Below are 17,466 nucleotides of genomic sequence, written 5' to 3'. Positions count from 1 at the left end.
GTACCGGATGCGGCACACGCCGACCACATACTCCGGACACAGTGGCTGCACGACCGGCTCGCCGAGGGGTACTGCTCGCTGCCCACGTCGAAGTGCGCGAGCTGCGGTCAGGTGAAGCCTCGCTGAGGGCACTTGCGAACCGGTACGGCGTACGGCCTCGCGCCGGACATTCGATAGCGTGCCGAGCGTGACCGCATACCTGTTGATTCTCGGGGAGCGGGAGGCCGTCGCGTGGGTGCTGCGCGAGTCCAGGATGGCCTTCCCGCCGACCAGTCGCAGCGAGGTGAACCGGCTCAAGGCGGGGGACGATCTCTTCGTCCTGACCACCCGCGGCTGCTGGCACAACCCGACCCGTGACCGGACGAGGATCATCGGCATCGCCGAGGTCACCTCGCAGGTGATCGCCTACGAGAAGCCGGTCACGATAGCGGGCCGGGATTTCACCCGTGGGTGCGACATCGGCCTGCGGTCGCTCACGCCGTACCTCACCGGGGTCGAACTGGCGCCCCTGGTGCCACGGCTGGATGCCTTCCCCGACATCATGTCCTGGTCCATCCGCCTCCGGCGTCCCCTGCTTGGGCTGAGCGCATCCGACGCCGCCCTGCTCGAACGCGAGCTCGGCGGCGTCGCCCGCGAACCCGCCTCGGTCATCCCGGAATACCTGTCCTCGATTCGACCCGTGCGGCAAACACCTACTCGCGCCTGATCCCCGCTACGCTGCGGCGCTCTGGCTAAGTTGATCACGTCCGTGCACAATGCCGTTGTGAAGGCGTACGTCGGGGTGACTGATGGGGGCTGGTACCGCTTTCTGGCCGGGCGTCCCGACCTGAGCGAGGTCAACTTCTGGCGGCCCTCCAGCGGTCGGGAGTTCCGCGCGATCGACCACGGCGAGCCGTTCTTCTTCAAGACCCACCACCCGCACAACCGCGTGGTCAGCGGCGGCTTCTTCAGCGGGTTCGCGCCCCTGCGAGTCTCCGAAGCCTGGGAGTTCTTCGGCGAGGGCAACGGCACACTCAGCCTGGCGGAACTGCGCCGGCAAGTCGGCAAATACCGCAGCCAGCTGATGGAACCGGACGACGATCCGGTCATCGGCTGCGTCATCATCCGCGACGTCTTTTTCTATCCCGAGGACCGCGTCGCCGGGCCGCCACCGGACTTCGCCTCCAACATCGTCCAGGGCAAGAGCTACGACCTGGCCGCCCACCCGGCCGCCGGCTACTTCTACGACCTCCTCGACCGCGCCGGGATAGGCGGAGACGTCGACCTGTCCGAACCGTGGCACCGCCACGGACCCGTCTTCGGCGACCCTCGGCTGGCGCCGCGAAGGCTCGGTCAGCGGGCCTTTCAGGCTGTGGTCCTGCACGCGTACGAACGGCGTTGCGCAATCACCGGCGACCGGATCAGACCGGTTCTGCAGGCCGCGCACATCCGTCCAGTCACGAAAGGTGGCGAGCACCGGCTGGACAACGGCCTCCTGCTCCGCTCGGACGTGCACACCTTGTTCGACCGCGGCTATCTGGCCGTCGATCCCAAGCATCGATTACTGGTCAGCCCACGCCTGCGGGAGGAGTTCGGCAACGGCGAGGAGTTCTACCGCCGGGCCGGGCAGGAGATAAACGTCCCCGGCCGTCCGAAGGACCGCCCGCACAGGGAAGCCCTCGAGTGGCATCTCGACCAGGTCTTCCTTCGTACATAAGCCATACGAGGTGGGCTCCGAAGGCCCCCGTCGATAGAATCGCCGGCGGGGACGAGGTGCACATCACGCGCAGCCCTCTGCCCGGCAGACTCCAGCAGCGCAGCCTGGTCATCACGAGCTGTCGCCGTCGTGATCAGAGGCCGTGCGGTCTCCCCTGGGCGCCCGGCCCAGCGGGAGCCGCGGCACCGCAGGACGACATCAGGAGAAGCCGTCGAGCAGAGCGTCAGAGGACTCGGCCGTGGCGGCCGCTCGGAGCCAGGCAGCCAGTCGGTCGAGGTCGTGACAGCTACGGATCTTCTCCGAAGTATCCTCGGACACCTCGATGCCCCGGGCCGACAGCACAGTCAAGATCGCCTCGGCCTTGCCTTCAGCCTTGCCTTTGGCGATGTTGTCGCGGGCCCAGTCACTCAGGTACTCGTGGGTCTCGGTCTTCAAGTGCCTCTCCAAGTGATCCCAGATCTCCCCGGGCAGCGCAGCACGCACCATGTCAGCGTACATACCCGCCTGATCGCGATCGAGATTGTGCAACGCGGTGAGAAGGGCTTCGAGGATCTCCGGGCCCTGCGGCGTGTCGGCATGATGGATCACCGACAGTACGGCGAGTTCGAGGTCCTCCGCCACCCGGCCGGGGTCGGTGATCACCGGGACCTCGGCCGGCCCGACGACGAGCGGGGTCAGCACCATACCGGGGTGACCCAGCCCGATGGGGCGGGCGCACCAACGGGCGATCGCCGCGTCGGGCGCGACGATCAGGAGCATCACTGGGCTCGAGAGGCCGGAGTTGGTTTCTCCGTGCGATCGGGGAACGGGAGGGCCAAGACTGTTACCGGGAGCCGGCCGGACGGGTGAGGAGGGCTCGGAGGCTAGATGTACCAGCAGGCCCATGGGCCTACCTGGAATCGAACCAGGTGAGAAGGAAGCCACCGAATGGCCTCACCCGCCGGAGCGCGAGGAAAGCGGAAGAGCTGGAACCAGACCGGCGCCCGTACGGGCAGACCGGTTCCCAAAGAGGTGAGAAGGAAGCCCTCCCATGGCCTCGCGCTGGGCAAGATTATCAGGCCGGGATCAGCTCGTGCAGCGTGGCGGGCGTGTAGACCCGCGCCCCCTCCGGAAGGTCGGCGGGCGCCTCAAGCCCGATGTACGTGACGGGCCCGCCCAAGGTGGACTTGGCCCGGAGCAGGTCGGCCAGGTAGCCGACCCGGAGGTAGTCCCGCTCCACGATCGAGCGTACGAGCAGCGACGCGGTGACCCGGTTGCCCTCCACCTGGTTGAACGCCGGATGGCCCGGCAGGTAAAGGTGCAGCCACTTCACCCGCCAGGCGCCGTCGTCCCCGCGCAGGAAGACGAGCGGCAGCGCGACACGGCCGGCCCCGCGCAGGTCGGACTTCATCCGCACCGTACGCGGTTCGAACGGCCTGCCCTCCTGGGCGGCGTCCCTGGTCATGTAGCCGAAGAACGCCTCCTCGGCCTCGTCGAACCGCTCCCCGGCGAAGACGTGCACCTGAGGGATGATGATCGGCTTGGTGGCGCCGGACAGACGTATGTCGATGAACTCCGAGGCTCCGTCGGGGGCCTCGGTGAGGTCGCCCGAGTAGGTCGCGAAGTCGTTGGTGTACGACGTCCACGAGATGTGGGTCGGCTTGTCATAGGCGGCGTCGAGCATGAGCGCGGACAGGTCGTAGTCGGTGCGCCGCTCGGCCTGGCGCCAGTGCACGAAGAACCGGAGCAGCTCGCCGTCCACGGCCGACAGCGAGCCGCGGGGCAGCATCCCCAGCCCGGGCGCCACCGCCTTACCCGACAGAGGGAGCGCCACGTCGAGCACGGCGGGGTCGACGGTCAACTCGCCGAGGTCGGGCAGACGGCGGCCGATCTCCTCGTCCAGGATGGCGAGCGTACGGTTGAGCGCCTCCTCGTCGAGCGGGGCGCGGGTGTCGGGCGTCGTCCACGCTCTGCCGGCCCGATTGGTGAAGACCCGGTTCGCCGGAGCGAGCCGGTTCTGCAGGTGCTCGCGCAGGGAGAGCAGCACCCGGCCGGAGGCGCGGGCGGCGGACCTCTCCGCCGCCTCCAGTACGGCGGAGCCGCCGCCCGCGCGAAGCAGGTGGTCGAGACGGCGCAGCAGCGCGCCGGGCGTGTGCTCCAGCAGCGAGACGGCCTCTTCGGTACGGCCCGCGGCCAGCGCGGCCTCGACGCGGCTGCCGAAGCTCGCCACCTTGCGCACGCCTCTGGCCACGTCGAAGACCTCAGCCGCCCGGGGGAACCGCGGGTACTCGTGGGGGTGCAGTCGCTCGCCGAGCCGTTTCCACTGCTCCCGGTGACGGAGCACGTCCCCGTGCTTGGCGGCAGGGACGGTGTCCAGGGCGGCCAGCAGGATGCGGCGTTCCACGCGGCGGAAGGAGCGCAGGCGGGTGGGGGTGGCCAGGGTGACGTCGCCGTCGGAGCAGAGCGCGGCCAGCCGGAGCACGTCTGTCACGGTGTCGACGAGCAGCGACTGCCCGGCGGCCAGCCGCACCTCGTTGATGACGGCCCGGTTCTCTCGTACCGGGACGTGCCCGGGCTGGTCGTCGGCGTGCAGGTCGGCGCAGAAGGCGGCCAGCGCGCGCAGGGCGGCCAGGTCCTCGGCGGCGAGCGGGACCTCGGAGCCGGCCAGCGAGAGGTAGAGGTCTCGCGCTTCGTCCCGCAGGCTCCCGCCCAGCTGCAGCACTGTCACCCGGTCTTTCGCCAGGGGGACCAACTCGGCGTGCGCGGTCAGCAGGTCGGCGTAGGTGTGCTGGTAGCTGCCGTATCGCGGCAGGTCCAGCAGGTTGACGATGCCCGGCTGGATCCGGGCGGCGGCGACCGGGTCGAGCATGGCCTCGCGTAGCAGCCCCGCCCAGAACTCCAGAGTGTCCGGAACGTTTTTCGGAAAGTCGATGAAGTAGGCGTTGTGTTCGACGTGGTCGCCGACCAGGCGGCGTACCGCGGCCAGGACGCGCACGCCGAGGTCGATCACCTGCTCGCCGGGCAGCCCCGCCAGGCGGTCGAGCAACGCCGGCGAGCACGTGAAGCCGACGCTGAGCAGCGCCGCGTCGAGCTGCCGGGCGGCCACCCCGCCCCACCCGGCCGCGTCCTCCCCCAGAGCGTCGACGGGAACGCGCAGGCGCCGGGCGATGATGAGATCTTCCACGCAGGCACGATAGGGATGGATATGCCCGGCTCGCCACCGAAAAAGAGGCGCCTGCCGATGATTCTCACGGGCAGGCAGCCGTCCGCCGGCTGCCTCATCGCCAGCGGATGAAGCCGGGCGGGACGTGGTCCACCAGCCAGACACCGTTGGCGCTCACCCGGAAGTGATGCCCGGCCGCGTGCATCGCGCCCGCGTCCACTGCGAGCACGACCGGCTTCCCTCTGCGCGCGCCGACGCGGGCGGCGGTTTCCCGGTCCGGCGACAGATGGACGTGATGACGTGCCATCGGCCGCAGCCCTTCCGCGCGGATCGCGTCCAGGGCCCGGGCGACCGTACCGTGATAGAGGTACGGGGGCGGCTCGACCACCGGCAGGTCGAGGTCGACAGGCACCGAGTGCCCCTGGCTGGCCCGGATCCGATCGCCGTCGATCACGTACCGCCGCTTGTCGTTGTCGGCGACCACCTGCTCCAGCTCGGCGCGCGAGATCGGGAACCCGTGCGCGGCCGCCGCCGTCAGCAGCACGCCGACATCCACCCAGCCATGCGGATCGAGCTCGACGCCGATGCGCTCGGGCTGATGCCGCAGATGCTTGGCCAGGTATTTCGAGACCCGCACCAACCGCCGTTCGTCCATCGGTCTCCTCCAGTGCCCGCCGCCTCGCCGTTGAACCGGCTCGCATCCGATCCGGCACCCGCGCAGGAGAAGTGAGCCGCGTCGAGGTGAAGATCACTCTATTGTGCCGGTCATGGACTGGGTCGAGCGTGTCGCGAACATCCGGCGCTGGACGCGGCAGGGCGAACGGGCACCGCACAAGCCGCTTCTGCTGCTCTACGCCCTCGGCCGCTTCCAGCGCGAAGGCGGCCGGCCGATCCCGTTCGGCTCCGCCGAGGCGGACCTCAAGGCACTGCTCAAGGAGTTCGGGCCGCCGCGGGACACCAGCCCGGGTTACCCGTTCCATCACCTCACCAGCGACGGCGTCTGGCTCGTCGACACCGTGCACGGACCGGGCAGCCCCGGCTCCGAACTCGGCCGCCTCCGGGAGGCCCAGGCCGCCGGGCGGCTCCACCCCGACCTGCTGCGTGCCCTGACCGACGACTCCCACCTCGTCGTACGGCTCGCGCGGCACCTTCTGGACGCCAACTTCGAGCCGTCCCTGCACCCCGACATCTGCCGTTTCGTCGGCCTCGATCTGCACGACCAGGTCACCGCCGCCGAACAGCTCGTGCCGTCCCCCAGGCCCGGCCGGGATCCGGCGTTCCGGGAGAGCGTGCTCGTGGCGTACGAATACTGTTGCGCCTTCTGCGCCTACGACGGGTGGCTGGACGGCATGGCGGTCGGTCTGGACGCCGCGCATGATCGCCTGGCACGGCCGTCAGGTCTTCCGCGCCCCCGCCCGGCAGGGGCAGCACGTGCAGGGCCAGCACGTGTAGGGGCAGCGCGCCGTCCCCTGGTCCATGAGCCGATAGGCTTCCGGGCCTATGGACAGTTCGATCTTGGAGAAGGTCCGCGAGCTCCGCGGACAGGGCCACTCCCCCAAGCAGATCGCCCGCGCGCTGGGCATGTCGCCTGCGGCGGTCGCGCCGTACGTCCGGGCGGTGGCCGAGCAGACGAGCACGAAGGCATCGGAGCCCGAGCTCGCCGGGTGCTGGATCAACGCCGGCTGGAGCGAAGGGCTGGGCGTCCCGGGCACGGACGGCTGGGGGGACGACGTTCCGGACGGCCAGCAGACCGCGGGCACGGTGAGCGTGGTGGTGGCGCGCAGGCACGGCTGGGACAAGCTGTCGGTCTGCGCCTACCTCGTCGACGTCTACTGCCTGGGCGTCAAGCACACCCGCGGACCCGACGTGATGAGCGAGGTGGAGCTGCACCGCTTCCTCCCCAAGTGGTTCAGGATCTACGCGCACGGGTGGCGGGAGGCGCCGCTCGACCTGGTCCGGCACCTCGTCTTCGGCGCGGTCGACTACGCGCGCGACCTCGGCTTCGAGCCGGCCACGGACTTGGCCGGGGCGGCCGACCACCTCGGGGCGTGGGAGGACAAGTCGGCCATCGTCTTCGGCAAGGACGGCAGGCCCCTCTACCTCGCGGGCCCGAACGAGGACGTCCGGCACGTGGTGAAGACCCTGGAACGGCGGGTCGGGCCGCCGCCCAACTTCGACTTCTTCGCTCCCGTGCCCGAGACGCAGATCTCCCTGGGCGGCCACCGGCTCGCGCCCTGACGCCGACGGCCTGCGGCGCCGCTATCGCAAACCCCGGAAGCCGTCGCGCATCCGGCGGACGTCCTGCAGCCGTGCCTCGTAGGTGGCCCCGATCAGGACCAGCGCCATGCCTCCCGCCGCCACCGGAACCCAGCGAGGCACGGCCGTCACAAGCTGCGCGATCCATGGCGCGAGCTCGTGCACGGCGACCGCGGCCAGCGTGAACCCGCCGAGCGCCACGGGCGCCTGGAGCCGTGATCTCGCGCCGAGCAACAGGACCACGAACGAGGCGGCTCCCAGTGTCAAAGGGCGAATCCAGCCCCCGAGCTGCGCGTAGACCGCCAGGAGGCTCGGCAGGAGGGAGAAGGACAGGCCCGCGCCGTAGGCCGGCCACGACGACGACTCTCGTGCCCGCCGCCGGCCGATCGCGAGCAGCACCAGGGAGAACGGCACCGTGTAGGCCTCCACCAGCTCGACCCGCTCGGCCAGGAGCCGAGTCCAGCCGGCCAACAGCAGGAAGGCGGTTCCGACGTATCCGGCCACCCGCCGGTCCGGCCGTAGAGCCGTACCGATCGCCAGGACGCCGGCCGCAGCGCAGGCCAGGCTGAACATCGGCAGATCCACAGCCAGGAGCAGACCGGCCGACACGAGCGCGTACGCCGTGATCTCCACCGCCACCCGAGGCCCCGCCTTGAGCAGGGCGGCCTTGGGCGGCGCCGCGACGACCATGGCTACGGCGGCCACTCCGAGGAGGACGAAGGTGACGAAGCGCGGCTGAAGGCCGGCAGCGATCCACAGCGCGACCGCTTCACCACCGAACAGCAGCGTCGCCATCACGGCGGCCCCGGTGCGTACGGCCGGCGTACGGGCGACGGGGACGGTCACCGCGGCCGTGACGGCGAGGACCCCCAGCACGACCAACGTGGCCGGCTCGGACACCAGCGCCCACGCGCACACCTCCAGCGCGGCCGCGAGCGCCAGAACGCTCACCAGGGCGGTCCTGGCCGACATCGCGGCGAGGCTGACAGCGAGCGCGAGTTGCACGGCTATCGCCGCCGGGTACGGCAGGCCGAGCGCGACAGGACAGACGGCCACGGTCACCGAGGCGAACGCCAGCCCGGCAACGATCAGCGTACGTTGCCGGGCGCGCGAAACGGCGTCGTCCGTCCTGCCGTGCCGGGCGACGAAGAGCGCGAGCACCGCACAGACGAGTGCGAGCGCCGCGAGCACGACCAGGTCGGGCGGCCCGATGCCGCTCCAGACCCCGCCCCGGTCCGGTGGTCCGGCCATCGGCCCAGCCAGTGTGACGATCACCGGCATCGCCACCGGTGTCGAGAGCAGAGCTGTGGCGATCGCGGCCGTGACCGCCGCAGTGACCGCCGCGGTGACCACTGACGCAGTACGGGAGGCCAGCACGGCGAGCACGGTCACGGCCAGCCCGGCGAGAGGCGCGGGCGCGACGGCCCAAGGGCCCTCCAGCACCACGCGCGCGGGGACCGCGAGCGCCGTGATCAGCGTGATCGCCGAGATGGCGGTGAGCGCTACCGACCACGGCCTCGTCGCGCGGACGGCGACGACCAGCCCCGCCACCACGGCGACGATCAGCGCTCCGGAAAGCGGCCAGGCACTACGCGGTTCGTACGTGTCCACTGCCTCCGCGAGCCCGATAACCACGCCGAGCGGCCACGTGCACCCGAAGCAGACAGCCACCATCCTCCACCGCCCGGCCAGCCAGACCGTCGCGTCGGCGCAAGCGGTGGCGAGCAGGGCCGCGACGAGCCAGAAGACTCCCTCGTCGAACGCCGGCACCGCGAGCGGAAGTTGCATCAGCCCGACAGCCACGGGGATCGGCAACCTGAGCCGGGCAAGCCGGCCATAGATCGCGAAGGCCACGGCGACGACCCCGATGAGTCCGGCCGTGTAAGGCTGTGGACGGATCGCGTCGAGACCGGCCAGCCCGACCTGCCAGGCGGCGTAGCCGTCGAGGAACAGCAGCGCCAGGCCGAGCATGGCCAGGGTCTCCGCCGTCGCGGCCAGGCCACGTCGCCGCAACGGGATCGGGGCCGCGAGGACGAGCCCGGTCAACCCGAGCAGAATCGCCGCCCGACCCCCGATGCCGAGGTGCCCCCAGCTCACCGCCGTGAACACGATCGCGGAGACGACCAGCAGGAGCCCGCCGAGTGCCAGCAGCAGGTTCTGTACCGCTTTCCCCGACAGATCCCTCGGCCGTCCAAGGCTCGGCGCCGGTGACGACAGGGCGCCGGAGTGGCCCTCTGCCCGGTTAGTCCCGGTACGGGCGGTCCGCAACGCCGCGACAAGTTCGTTCCGCCTGGCCGTCAGCTGCGCCTCACGCGTCCTGAGGTCCGCGAGCGCCATGTCGACCCGCCATAGTTCGCCGGCGACAGCGCCTCGCAACGGCAGCGCGCAGGCCGGGCAGACCGCGGGGGGACCGGTGAGAGGCTCACCGCAGTCCGGACAACGGGGATGTGCGCCGGGTTGCATTCCACCAGGATTCCCGAGTCCGATCATCGCCGCCATGCGCCGGACCACTCAGTTACTCATTGGTAACGAACGCTGTCCGCGAACACGCGGTCTGCCCGAGATCCGGACGTGCCAGACTGCGAGCATGACAGTCTCGGGCCGATCGGTGGTCATCGACATTCGGACGCGCCGGGCCGCCAAGGAGCGCGACCCGGCGATCCCCGACGGCCCTGACCCGTTGCTGCGGACGGTGTACGGCGAGATCCTGCGCGACGAGCGGCTGGACCAGGACCGCACGCTCGACGACGTGGCGCGTGCGGTGGGCATGTCGAAGCAGTATCTGTCGGAGGTCGAGCGCGGCCGCAAAGAGCCGTCGTCGGAGATGTTGCATTCGGTGTGCGACGCGCTCGGGTTGCCGATCGAGCAGCTGCTCACCCGTGCCGTCCGGCGGATCAGCGCGTCGCGCCGGCTCGCGACGCGCGGGTCGTCCCGTACGCCACGGGTGGAGCTGCTGGCGGCGTGAGCGCTACGGCGCCTCTCGGGTGAAGATCAGCTCGTCGGCGAGGCCGTACTCGACGGCCTCGCGAGCGCCGAAGATGCGGTCCCGGGCGGTGTCCTCGCGCAGCCGGGCGACGTCGACCCCGGTGTGACGGCTGAGGATCTCCTCCGTCTGCGCGCGCATGCGCATCACCTCGGCCGCCTGCAGGGTCAGGTCGGAGATGGTGCCCTGCCCCTGCGTGGACGGCTGGTGCAGCAGCACGCGGGAGTGGCCGAGCATGAACCGCCGTCCGGGGGCGCCGGCGGCGAACAGCACCGCGGCCGCGGAGGCCGCCTGGCCCATGCAGTACGTCGCGACCTTCGCGCGGATGAACTGCATGGTGTCGTAGATCGCGAGCATCGCGGTCGACGAGCCGCCCGGGGAGTTGATGTACAGATTGATCTCCTGGTCCGGGCTCTCCGCCTCCAGGTGCAGCAACTGTGCCATCACGACGTTGGCGACGCCGTCGTCGATCTCCGTGCCGAGGAAGATGATCCGCTCGTTGAGCAGCCGGCTGAAGATGTCGAACGACCGCTCCCCCACCGGGGTCTTCTCGATGACATACGGGATCGTGTACTGGCTCATGACGAGAACCCCATCCGGTTGGGAGCGGCGTACGGCGCGATGGCGTGGAAGGAGTCGACGATCTCGTCGATCATTCCGTAGTCGCGGGCCTGTTCGGGGGTGAACCAGCGGTCCCTGTCACTGTCGGCGGCGATCTCCTCGACCGTGCGTCCGGTCTCCGCGGCGAGGATCTCCTCGGACTGCCGCTTCATGTACTTGAGGTTCTCCGCCTGGATCGAGATGTCGATCGCCGTGCCGCCGATGCCGGCCGACGGCTGGTGCATCATGATCCGGCTGTGTGCGAGGCTGATCCGCTTGCCGTGGGTGCCGGACGCCAGCAGCACCTGACCCATGCTCGCCGCCATCCCCAGGGCGACGGTGACCACGTCGTTCGGCACCAGCTTCATCGTGTCGTAGATCGCCAGCCCGGCCAGCACCGACCCTCCCGGCGAATTGATGTACAGGATGATGTCCCGCTCGGAATCCGCCGAGGCCAGCAACACCATCTCGGCGCACACCCGCTCGGCCATCTCGTCGTCGACCTCTCCGGTCAACATCAGGGTCCGTTGATGGAACAGCTTCTCGTTCAGCCGGTCCCGGTAACTCCCGCTCGGTGAAACACTCATGACGCTTTTCTATTCGCCGTGACCCCGCGACCTGCCGATGTGTCTGCCGAGGGCAGACACATCCGGGCACACGCCCACCGGCCCTTGGCGGTCACGCGACGCCCATAACCCAGCGGCATCGCGGCTAGCCCACGTTTGTGGGGTTGTCTCACCCACTTCCCACCTGCACATACTCGACGTACACCGCATTCCCGTCAGACAGAGAGGTGAAGGCATGGCCTTCGATCCGAGGGAAGCTCTGCGTGAAGCCGGCATTCTGAACAGCCCGCTGGCCGCCGAGGTCGAGGAGGCGTTCGCCACCTTGACCCGGGAGGAAGTCGACCTGCTCATCTCGCTCAAGGACAAGCTCCCCACCGCGCTGCCCGGTGTGCTGGCGCACGCCGGCACCGGCGGCGAGTGGTCCCGGCCCGAGGTGGAGGCCCACACCGTTCCGGTCGAGAGCAAGTGCCTGTGCGGGGCCTGGTCGGGCTCCGGGTCCGGGGCGAACTAGTCAGGAGGTTCGCGGGTGCGGCTCCGGCCGCGCGTCGCCCACAGAATCTGGGGCCGCACCTGCGGCTGGGAGCGCAAAGGGGAATGATGCCTGGACAACTCGCCCGGAACCGCTCGTTGATCGACGTACCGGCGGACCTGACCTACTTCGTGCACGACGAGAGGTACCTGGTCGTCAACCCGCAGGTGGGCGGCCGATGCGTCCTCGACGCGCGCGAGTTCGCCGTCCTGGCGGCCCTGTCCCGCCCGGGGGCGGGCGGGGAGCCGGCCCCCCTCGACGAGACCGACGAGACCGATCGGGCCCTCGCCAAGCTCATCCTGAACTGCATCGTCTACTACAACGGGAACCGTCCGAGGCTCAGCGTCAAGGAGCCGGCGCTCCTCCAGGTGTATTACGCGATCACCGACGGGTGCAACCTCCGCTGCCCGTACTGCTACGCCTCATCGGAGAAGTGCCTCCCCGGGGAGCTCAGCACCGCCGAGTCGCTCGACCTGGTCTCCCAGGTCGCCGCCATCGGGGCCACGACCATGATCTTCACCGGCGGCGAGCCCATGCTCCGCAAGGACCTGTTCCGGATCGTGGAGCACGCCAACGACAGCGGGCTGACGTCGAACATCGTCACCAACGCCACGATGATCAGGACGCCCGCGCAGGCCAGGCGCTTCGCCGAGCTTTTCGGCATGGTCACGGTGAGCGTCGACGGCGGCACGGCCGAGACCCACGACCGCACCCGCGGCGCCGGCTCCTTCGCCCGGACCCACCGCGCCCTGCGGCTGCTCAACGACGCCGGTGTGGTGCCGCGCATCAACCACATCGTCACCTCAGACAACGTGGACGAGCTGGAGGACTTCGCGAGGTTCGCCGAGGGGCTCGACGTCCACAGCATCCGGTTGATGTACCACAACGACCTGGGCCGGGGCGAGACCGACGAGTACGACTTCGGCTGGGAAGACCACATGCGGATCCAGCGGATCACCTGGACGTCTCCGGCCGCCGGCAAGCTGCTGCCGGACGGCCCGAGGCCGATCACGCCGTGCTCGGTGAAGGCCAACTGCGGGATGGGCGGCAACGAGATCTACGTCAACTCGCTGGGCGACGTGTATCCGTGCAAGCTCGTCACCGGACGGTCACACCACGCGGGCAACGTACGGCGGCAGCCGCTGTCGGAGATCTTCGCCGGGCCGCTCCTGCGCGGGATGCGCACCAGCACGGTGCTCGGCGGCGACTACCACGCCGACTGCGCGAAGTGCTACATCAAGGCGTCCTGCGGCGGCGGATGCCGGGCGGCGCACATGGCCGAGTCCAAAGACCTGCGGCGCAACAGCCGCCACCAGTGCCGGATCCTGCGGCACGGCATCGCCACGCAGCTGTGGCTGGAGGCCGGTGTCAGCCCGTCGGAGCTCGCCGCCGACGACCGCGCGATGACGACACCCCGCCTGGTCGTCAACGGCGACGTCCACCCCGTCTTCGACGACTGGAAGACCTACGTTCCCCCCTCGCGCGGCACCGTCAGGGTCGGCGAGTTGCTTCCCATCACGCCGATATAGAGGAGGTCAGTGTGTCACTGCGGATCAGCGAGGCCGTGATCTGGCAGGAGACCGGGGAAGGCGTCTCGCTCTACAACACCGAGACGGGCGACTTCCACAGCCTCAACGACACCGGCTCCCGGATATGGAAGCTGGTCGCGAGCGACGGCGAACGGGAGCCGGTCATGTTCAGGCTCTCCCGCGAGTTCGCCGGCAGCAACTCCGCGATGAGCAGGCGCATCCTGGCCGACGTCGAGGAGTTCATCGGCTCCATGATCGAGCAGGGCCTCATCGAGGAGATCCCCGCCGAGGAGCCCGCGGCAGGGGAAGAGTCACCGTCGTGACGCGTTCGCCGGGCCTCGTGCCGTGAGCAGGGCGGTCGTCCTCGGGGGTGGCCTCGCGGGCGTGCTCGCCGCCACCGTGCTCGCCGGGCACGCGGACGAGGTGATCCTGATCGAGGGCGACCGTTATCCGTCCGGTCCGCGCCCGCGGCGGGGGCTGCCGCAGTCGCACCACAGCCACGTACTCGTGGCCGGCGGGGCGCGAGCGCTGGACGCGTTGCTGCCCGGAACGGTCGACGCCCTGCTCGCGAGCGGCGCGAACCTGCGGGACCTCCCCGGCGACGCCCTCATCTACTCCGCCGACGGCTGGTTCCGCCGTCTCCACACCGGTGCCCACCTGATCTCCTGCACTCGAGGGCTGCTGGACCAGGTGGTGCGGCGGCGTGCGCTCGGCGGCGGCGATGTCGAGGTCTGGGACGACACGCGGGCGCTCGGGCTCACCGGGGACACGGCCAGGATCACCGGTGTCTCGGTCAGCCGGCGGGGCGCCCCGCCCGGGACCGTACGCGCGGACCTCGTCGTCGACGCGACGGGACGCCGGTCGCGGTCACCCCGGTGGCTCGCCGAGATCGGTGCCGGGGACATCGAGGAGGTGTCGGTCGCGACCGGGCTGGCCTACGCCACGCGCCTCTACCGGGCGCCCGGCGACCTGGCCGCCACGATTCCGGCCATCATGCTGCACCCCGGGGCGGAGAAAGGGCGGCCGGCTCGGGGGGCGACGTTGTTCCCTGTCGAGGACGGCCGGTGGATCGTCACGCTGACCGGCACCAGGGGCGGCGAGCCGCCGACGGACGAGCATGGCTTCGCGGCCTTCGCGCGCTCGCTGCGGCACCCGATCGTGGCGGACCTCATGGGGAAGGCCACTCCCCTCGGCGCCGTCCGGCCCTACCGCGACACCGCCAACAGGAGGCGGTTCTTCGAACGGGCGCCCCTGCCCGCCGGTCTCGCCGTCGTCGGCGACGCGGCCGTCGCGGTGAACCCCGTGCACTCGCACGGGATGTCGGTCGCCGCGCTGGGCGCGCTCAGGCTGCGCGAGGAACTGGCACGGCACGGGATGGAGCCGTCCCTGTTCGCCGGGCTGCAGGCCGCCCTCGCGGCGGAGGCGGAGCAGTCATGGCGCATGGCGATCGAGGCAGACGGTGAACGGGCCGGCGCAGGGGCCGGCGCAAGGGCTCGCGCAGGGGCCGGTGAACGGGCGGGGCTCGACGGGACTCCGCGACGTGAGCCGAACACCTTCGAACGCGAGATCCGCACCCGCCTGGCCCAGGCGAAGCTGAGCAGCCCGAAACTCGCCGCCGAGTTCTTCGGCCTCCAGACGTTGCTTTCCCCCGCTACCGCGCCGGACAGGTCGGAGATCGCCCGCGTGCTGATCGGGCGGGCGGAGCCCCTCCTCACCGGCGAGGAGGCGATCGGGCAGTATCCCGCCCTGGCCGCGTGGCTGCGCTCGCGGTACGCCACCACGCTGAGCGGTACGCCCAGCCGAGATTCGGCGGGACGTGCAACAGGCTGACCACCGGAATCACCAAGACGATCACGCAGATAAGTAGCATGACGGTCGCGTCCTGAGCCGTTCGCTGCGGAGCTGGACGACAGGCTCCGCCTCGTCGTCCAGCTCCGCCTGCAGCGCGTATCAGATCACGACCTTTTCTTCGGTGACCATGACCACCACCGAATCCAAATCGATGAACTTGCTTTCGTCCGGGTTCAGCAGCTCCTTGTAATTCTTCGATCCGAAGAAGGCGTCATGGTCCGCCCAGGTTTCGAACCAGATCTCAGTGAGGCCGTCGTAGCCGGGGCTCGGGTAGCCGTCGGCGGGGACCGGGTGAGAGACGGTGTACTTCTTCACATACCGTCGCGCCTCCGGGATGGAGGCGAACAATGGGGCGTGGTGGTTTCGGTGGTAATCAACGAATTCCTCGAGGGTCATTCCCCCGACACGGTTGATCATGTAGGCGAACTTGATCATGCTTTGCTTCCTTCGTCCTCGCGGCACGGGGGAGGCGACCGCCTGCCCCGGCGCCGGGTTGCGAGCTACGGGATTACGCTAAACACTCACATCGATGTCATGGGCAAGGCATTGTGACGCAATGCACACGAGGAGTTGAGATGCGGATCGGTGAGCTGTCGGCCCGGACAGGAGCAAGCCGTCGATCGCTGCGCTATTACGAGCAGCAGGGCCTGCTGGTCAGCACGAGATCGCCCAGTGGCCAGCGGTGCTACAACGACGATCACGTCGAGCGGGTGGCGCTGATTCAGACATTCCTGGCCGCCGGCATGTCCACCATGAGCATCGCTCAGATGGTCCCCTGCATGTCGGAGCCCACCACGGCCAAGGCCCTGCATGCCTTGGCCGTCATGAACCATGAGCGAACCCGCCTCACCTCGACGATCGACAGCCTCATGGCCGCCAGGGAAGCGCTTGATCACCTGATCGAGATCAACCGGTCCTTCCTGGCGAATGCAGCGGATGCTGGTTGAGTGACGGTGGGCGGTAGTGGTGACATGGCCTTCAGGAAACCGGTCGATCCGTTCCGTCGAGGTCGACCGGAACGTCGAGCGCCGTTGTCGACTGCGGGGGCCGTCGCCGGCGTGTGGCGGTACTGCCTCGATCCGCTCGACGCCGCTGCGGTTACGGAACCTCCGTTCGTGCAGCCGCTCAGGGTTCAGGGTTCGCGAGCGGTGGCCGGAGTGACGGGGTGACCGGCGCACCAGACGGCGCGGATGTCGCGGGTGGCCGTGATGTCCCGGGTCGGGTCGCCGTTGACCAGCAACAGGTCGGCCCGCATGCCCGGCCGGACGGCGCCCCGGTCGGCCAGGCCGAAGGCGCGGGCGGGCAGCACGGTCGCCGAGCGCAGGATCTCCACCGGCGTCATTCCGGCCCGCGCCATCAGCTCGAACTCGTGATGCAGGCTCTCGCCGTGGGGCACGGGCAGCGGTGCGGACGACTCAGCGTTCGCGTCCGTCCCGGCGAGGATCTCAACACCGGCCCGGTGCAGACGGCCGACGTCGCCCAGCACCTCCCCCAGGTGGTCGGCACGCCCAGGCGGCGGGCCGGAGGTCACGAAGGCGGTGAGCAACGCCTCCATCATGGTGATCGTCGGGATGGACCTCTGGCCGGCGGTCCTCATCGCGGCCACGTCGTGCGCCCTGATCCCGCCGGCGATCGGCGTGTGCGTGACGAACTCCGCTCCCGACTCCACTGCCATCGTGTAGGCGCCCGGAGTGGCGGCGTGCACGATCGTCTTGAGCCCGTACTCGCACGCCGCCTCCACCAGCGCGCGCAGCGCGTCCGCGGGCGGCCCGCCCTCGCCGGGAGCCTCGGCGACGCCCTTGATGTAGTCGGCACCTTCCGCCGCCCGCGCCTCGACGTGCCGCCGCGCATCGGCTGCCGTCAGGATGACGGCTTCCGGCGGCATTCCCGGCATGCGGGCGTGGTGGCCGCCCGGCCCGATCGCGGGCAGACCGGCAGTACGGAAGTCGGCCGCTCCCTCGGTCTCGCGCAGCGAGGCCACCCGCTCGGTAGGCCAGCAGGCCATGTCGAGTCCGGTCGTCACTCCCCAGGCGGCCAGGGCGGCCAGGTTCCCGGGGTCGTGCAGGTGGACATGCGCGTCGATCAGCCCGGGCAGCAGCGCCGCCCCCGCCGCGTCGATCTCCTCCGCCCCTGCGGGATCGTCGCCGATCAGCGCACCGTCGATGACGACGGTGCGGGGCTCGCCGAGCCGCTCGCCATCGAAGACCCGCACATTGCGTAAGGCTGTCCTGCCATCACTGGACATGGGTCACCCACCTCTAATAAGGAACAACTTTGTTCACTAATGGAGGCTAGCACGGCGAAGTAGCGTGAT

The 17,466-nt window shown here is 69.9% G+C and carries 17 protein-coding genes and 1 pseudogene; 10 read left to right on the top strand and 8 right to left on the bottom strand.

The window, feature by feature from the left end:
• Positions 1 to 187 precede the first annotated feature (187 nt).
• Together ACQPZZ_RS18240 and ACQPZZ_RS18235 are read left to right on the top strand one after the other, a co-directional pair.
• Positions 188 to 706 (top strand): hypothetical protein, encoded by a 519-nt coding sequence (locus ACQPZZ_RS18240; RefSeq protein ID WP_432933561.1) that lies wholly within the window; start codon positions 188 to 190, stop codon positions 704 to 706.
• A gap of 57 nt (positions 707 to 763) precedes the next feature.
• Positions 764 to 1,696, top strand: a complete 933-nt coding sequence (locus ACQPZZ_RS18235; protein WP_432933559.1) for an HNH endonuclease — start codon at positions 764 to 766, stop codon at positions 1,694 to 1,696.
• A gap of 198 nt (positions 1,697 to 1,894) precedes the next feature.
• Here the strand turns inward: ACQPZZ_RS18235 and ACQPZZ_RS18230 are convergent, their stop codons facing one another.
• The 3 genes from ACQPZZ_RS18230 to ACQPZZ_RS18220 form a co-directional block, all read right to left on the bottom strand.
• On the bottom strand, positions 1,895 to 2,455 hold the full coding sequence (locus ACQPZZ_RS18230; RefSeq protein ID WP_432933557.1) for a hypothetical protein: 561 nt from the start codon (positions 2,453 to 2,455) through the stop codon (positions 1,895 to 1,897).
• Positions 2,456 to 2,750: 295 nt separating this feature from the next.
• Entirely contained in the window at positions 2,751 to 4,859 is a 2,109-nt protein-coding gene (locus ACQPZZ_RS18225) for a hypothetical protein (protein ID WP_432933555.1), read from the bottom strand.
• Between the two features lie 94 nt (positions 4,860 to 4,953).
• Entirely contained in the window at positions 4,954 to 5,493 is a 540-nt protein-coding gene (locus ACQPZZ_RS18220; protein WP_432933553.1) for an RNA 2'-phosphotransferase, read from the bottom strand.
• Between the two features lie 112 nt (positions 5,494 to 5,605).
• On the opposite strand from ACQPZZ_RS18220, the pseudogene ACQPZZ_RS18215 reads away from it, so the two are divergent.
• Positions 5,606 to 6,220: pseudogene (locus ACQPZZ_RS18215) on the top strand (phosphorothioated DNA-binding restriction endonuclease); the annotation flags it as partial.
• A gap of 118 nt (positions 6,221 to 6,338) precedes the next feature.
• Positions 6,339 to 7,076 carry a helix-turn-helix domain-containing protein gene (locus ACQPZZ_RS18210; RefSeq protein WP_432933551.1) on the top strand — a complete coding sequence of 246 codons (738 nt, stop codon included), beginning with the start codon at positions 6,339 to 6,341 and terminating at the stop codon, positions 7,074 to 7,076.
• Positions 7,077 to 7,097: 21 nt separating this feature from the next.
• On the opposite strand, the gene ACQPZZ_RS18205 is transcribed toward ACQPZZ_RS18210, so the two are convergent.
• A complete protein-coding gene (locus tag ACQPZZ_RS18205; protein WP_432933549.1) occupies positions 7,098 to 9,431 on the bottom strand; it encodes an SCO7613 C-terminal domain-containing membrane protein in 2,334 nt (777 codons plus the stop codon).
• Positions 9,432 to 9,681: 250 nt separating this feature from the next.
• On the opposite strand from ACQPZZ_RS18205, the gene ACQPZZ_RS18200 reads away from it, so the two are divergent.
• Positions 9,682 to 10,059 carry a helix-turn-helix domain-containing protein gene (locus ACQPZZ_RS18200; protein WP_363637338.1) on the top strand — a complete coding sequence of 126 codons (378 nt, stop codon included), beginning with the start codon at positions 9,682 to 9,684 and terminating at the stop codon, positions 10,057 to 10,059.
• A gap of 3 nt (positions 10,060 to 10,062) precedes the next feature.
• Here ACQPZZ_RS18200 and ACQPZZ_RS18195 read toward each other — a convergent pair whose 3' ends face one another.
• Both ACQPZZ_RS18195 and ACQPZZ_RS18190 read right to left on the bottom strand, forming a co-directional pair.
• Complete coding sequence (locus ACQPZZ_RS18195) at positions 10,063 to 10,659, bottom strand: ClpP family protease (protein WP_363637336.1); 597 nt, start codon at positions 10,657 to 10,659, stop codon at positions 10,063 to 10,065.
• Positions 10,656 to 11,264: a ClpP family protease gene (locus ACQPZZ_RS18190; protein WP_432933546.1), complete on the bottom strand. Its 609-nt coding sequence runs from the start codon at positions 11,262 to 11,264 to the stop codon at positions 10,656 to 10,658. Before ACQPZZ_RS18190 ends, ACQPZZ_RS18195 begins: the two co-directional genes overlap by 4 nt.
• Before the next feature lie 214 nt (positions 11,265 to 11,478).
• Between ACQPZZ_RS18190 and ACQPZZ_RS18185 the strand changes: the two genes are divergently transcribed.
• The 4 genes from ACQPZZ_RS18185 to ACQPZZ_RS18170 all read left to right on the top strand — a co-directional run bounded on the left by ACQPZZ_RS18185 (position 11,479) and on the right by ACQPZZ_RS18170 (position 15,131).
• Positions 11,479 to 11,754, top strand: a complete 276-nt coding sequence (locus ACQPZZ_RS18185; RefSeq protein ID WP_363637332.1) for a StsA-related sactipeptide RiPP — start codon at positions 11,479 to 11,481, stop codon at positions 11,752 to 11,754.
• Positions 11,755 to 11,837: 83 nt separating this feature from the next.
• Positions 11,838 to 13,301 (top strand): StsB family radical SAM/SPASM domain sactipeptide maturase, encoded by a 1,464-nt coding sequence (stsB, locus tag ACQPZZ_RS18180; protein ID WP_432933543.1) that lies wholly within the window; start codon positions 11,838 to 11,840, stop codon positions 13,299 to 13,301.
• 11 nt (positions 13,302 to 13,312) lie between these two features.
• Positions 13,313 to 13,624 carry a PqqD family protein gene (locus ACQPZZ_RS18175; protein ID WP_432933541.1) on the top strand — a complete coding sequence of 104 codons (312 nt, stop codon included), beginning with the start codon at positions 13,313 to 13,315 and terminating at the stop codon, positions 13,622 to 13,624.
• A 22-nt stretch (positions 13,625 to 13,646) separates the two neighbouring features.
• Positions 13,647 to 15,131 (top strand): NAD(P)/FAD-dependent oxidoreductase, encoded by a 1,485-nt coding sequence (locus ACQPZZ_RS18170; RefSeq protein WP_432933539.1) that lies wholly within the window; start codon positions 13,647 to 13,649, stop codon positions 15,129 to 15,131.
• A gap of 120 nt (positions 15,132 to 15,251) precedes the next feature.
• On the opposite strand, the gene ACQPZZ_RS18165 is transcribed toward ACQPZZ_RS18170, so the two are convergent.
• Positions 15,252 to 15,587 (bottom strand): EthD domain-containing protein, encoded by a 336-nt coding sequence (locus ACQPZZ_RS18165; RefSeq protein WP_204052833.1) that lies wholly within the window; start codon positions 15,585 to 15,587, stop codon positions 15,252 to 15,254.
• A gap of 140 nt (positions 15,588 to 15,727) precedes the next feature.
• On the opposite strand from ACQPZZ_RS18165, the gene ACQPZZ_RS18160 reads away from it, so the two are divergent.
• The gene (locus ACQPZZ_RS18160; protein WP_432933537.1) at positions 15,728 to 16,099 is read left to right on the top strand and encodes a MerR family transcriptional regulator; all 372 of its coding nucleotides are present in this window, start codon (positions 15,728 to 15,730) and stop codon (positions 16,097 to 16,099) included.
• Positions 16,100 to 16,284: 185 nt separating this feature from the next.
• Here the strand turns inward: ACQPZZ_RS18160 and ACQPZZ_RS18155 are convergent, their stop codons facing one another.
• Positions 16,285 to 17,364 carry an amidohydrolase family protein gene (locus ACQPZZ_RS18155; protein ID WP_432933535.1) on the bottom strand — a complete coding sequence of 360 codons (1,080 nt, stop codon included), beginning with the start codon at positions 17,362 to 17,364 and terminating at the stop codon, positions 16,285 to 16,287.
• Positions 17,365 to 17,466 lie beyond the last annotated feature (102 nt).

The sequence above is a fragment of the Microbispora sp. CA-135349 genome (assembly GCF_050947365.1).
In the GTDB taxonomy this organism is placed as follows: Bacteria; Actinomycetota; Actinomycetes; order Streptosporangiales; family Streptosporangiaceae; genus Microbispora.
The sequence above is the reverse complement of the archived record's forward strand: the minus strand, read 5'-3'. Positions and strand labels throughout refer to the sequence as shown.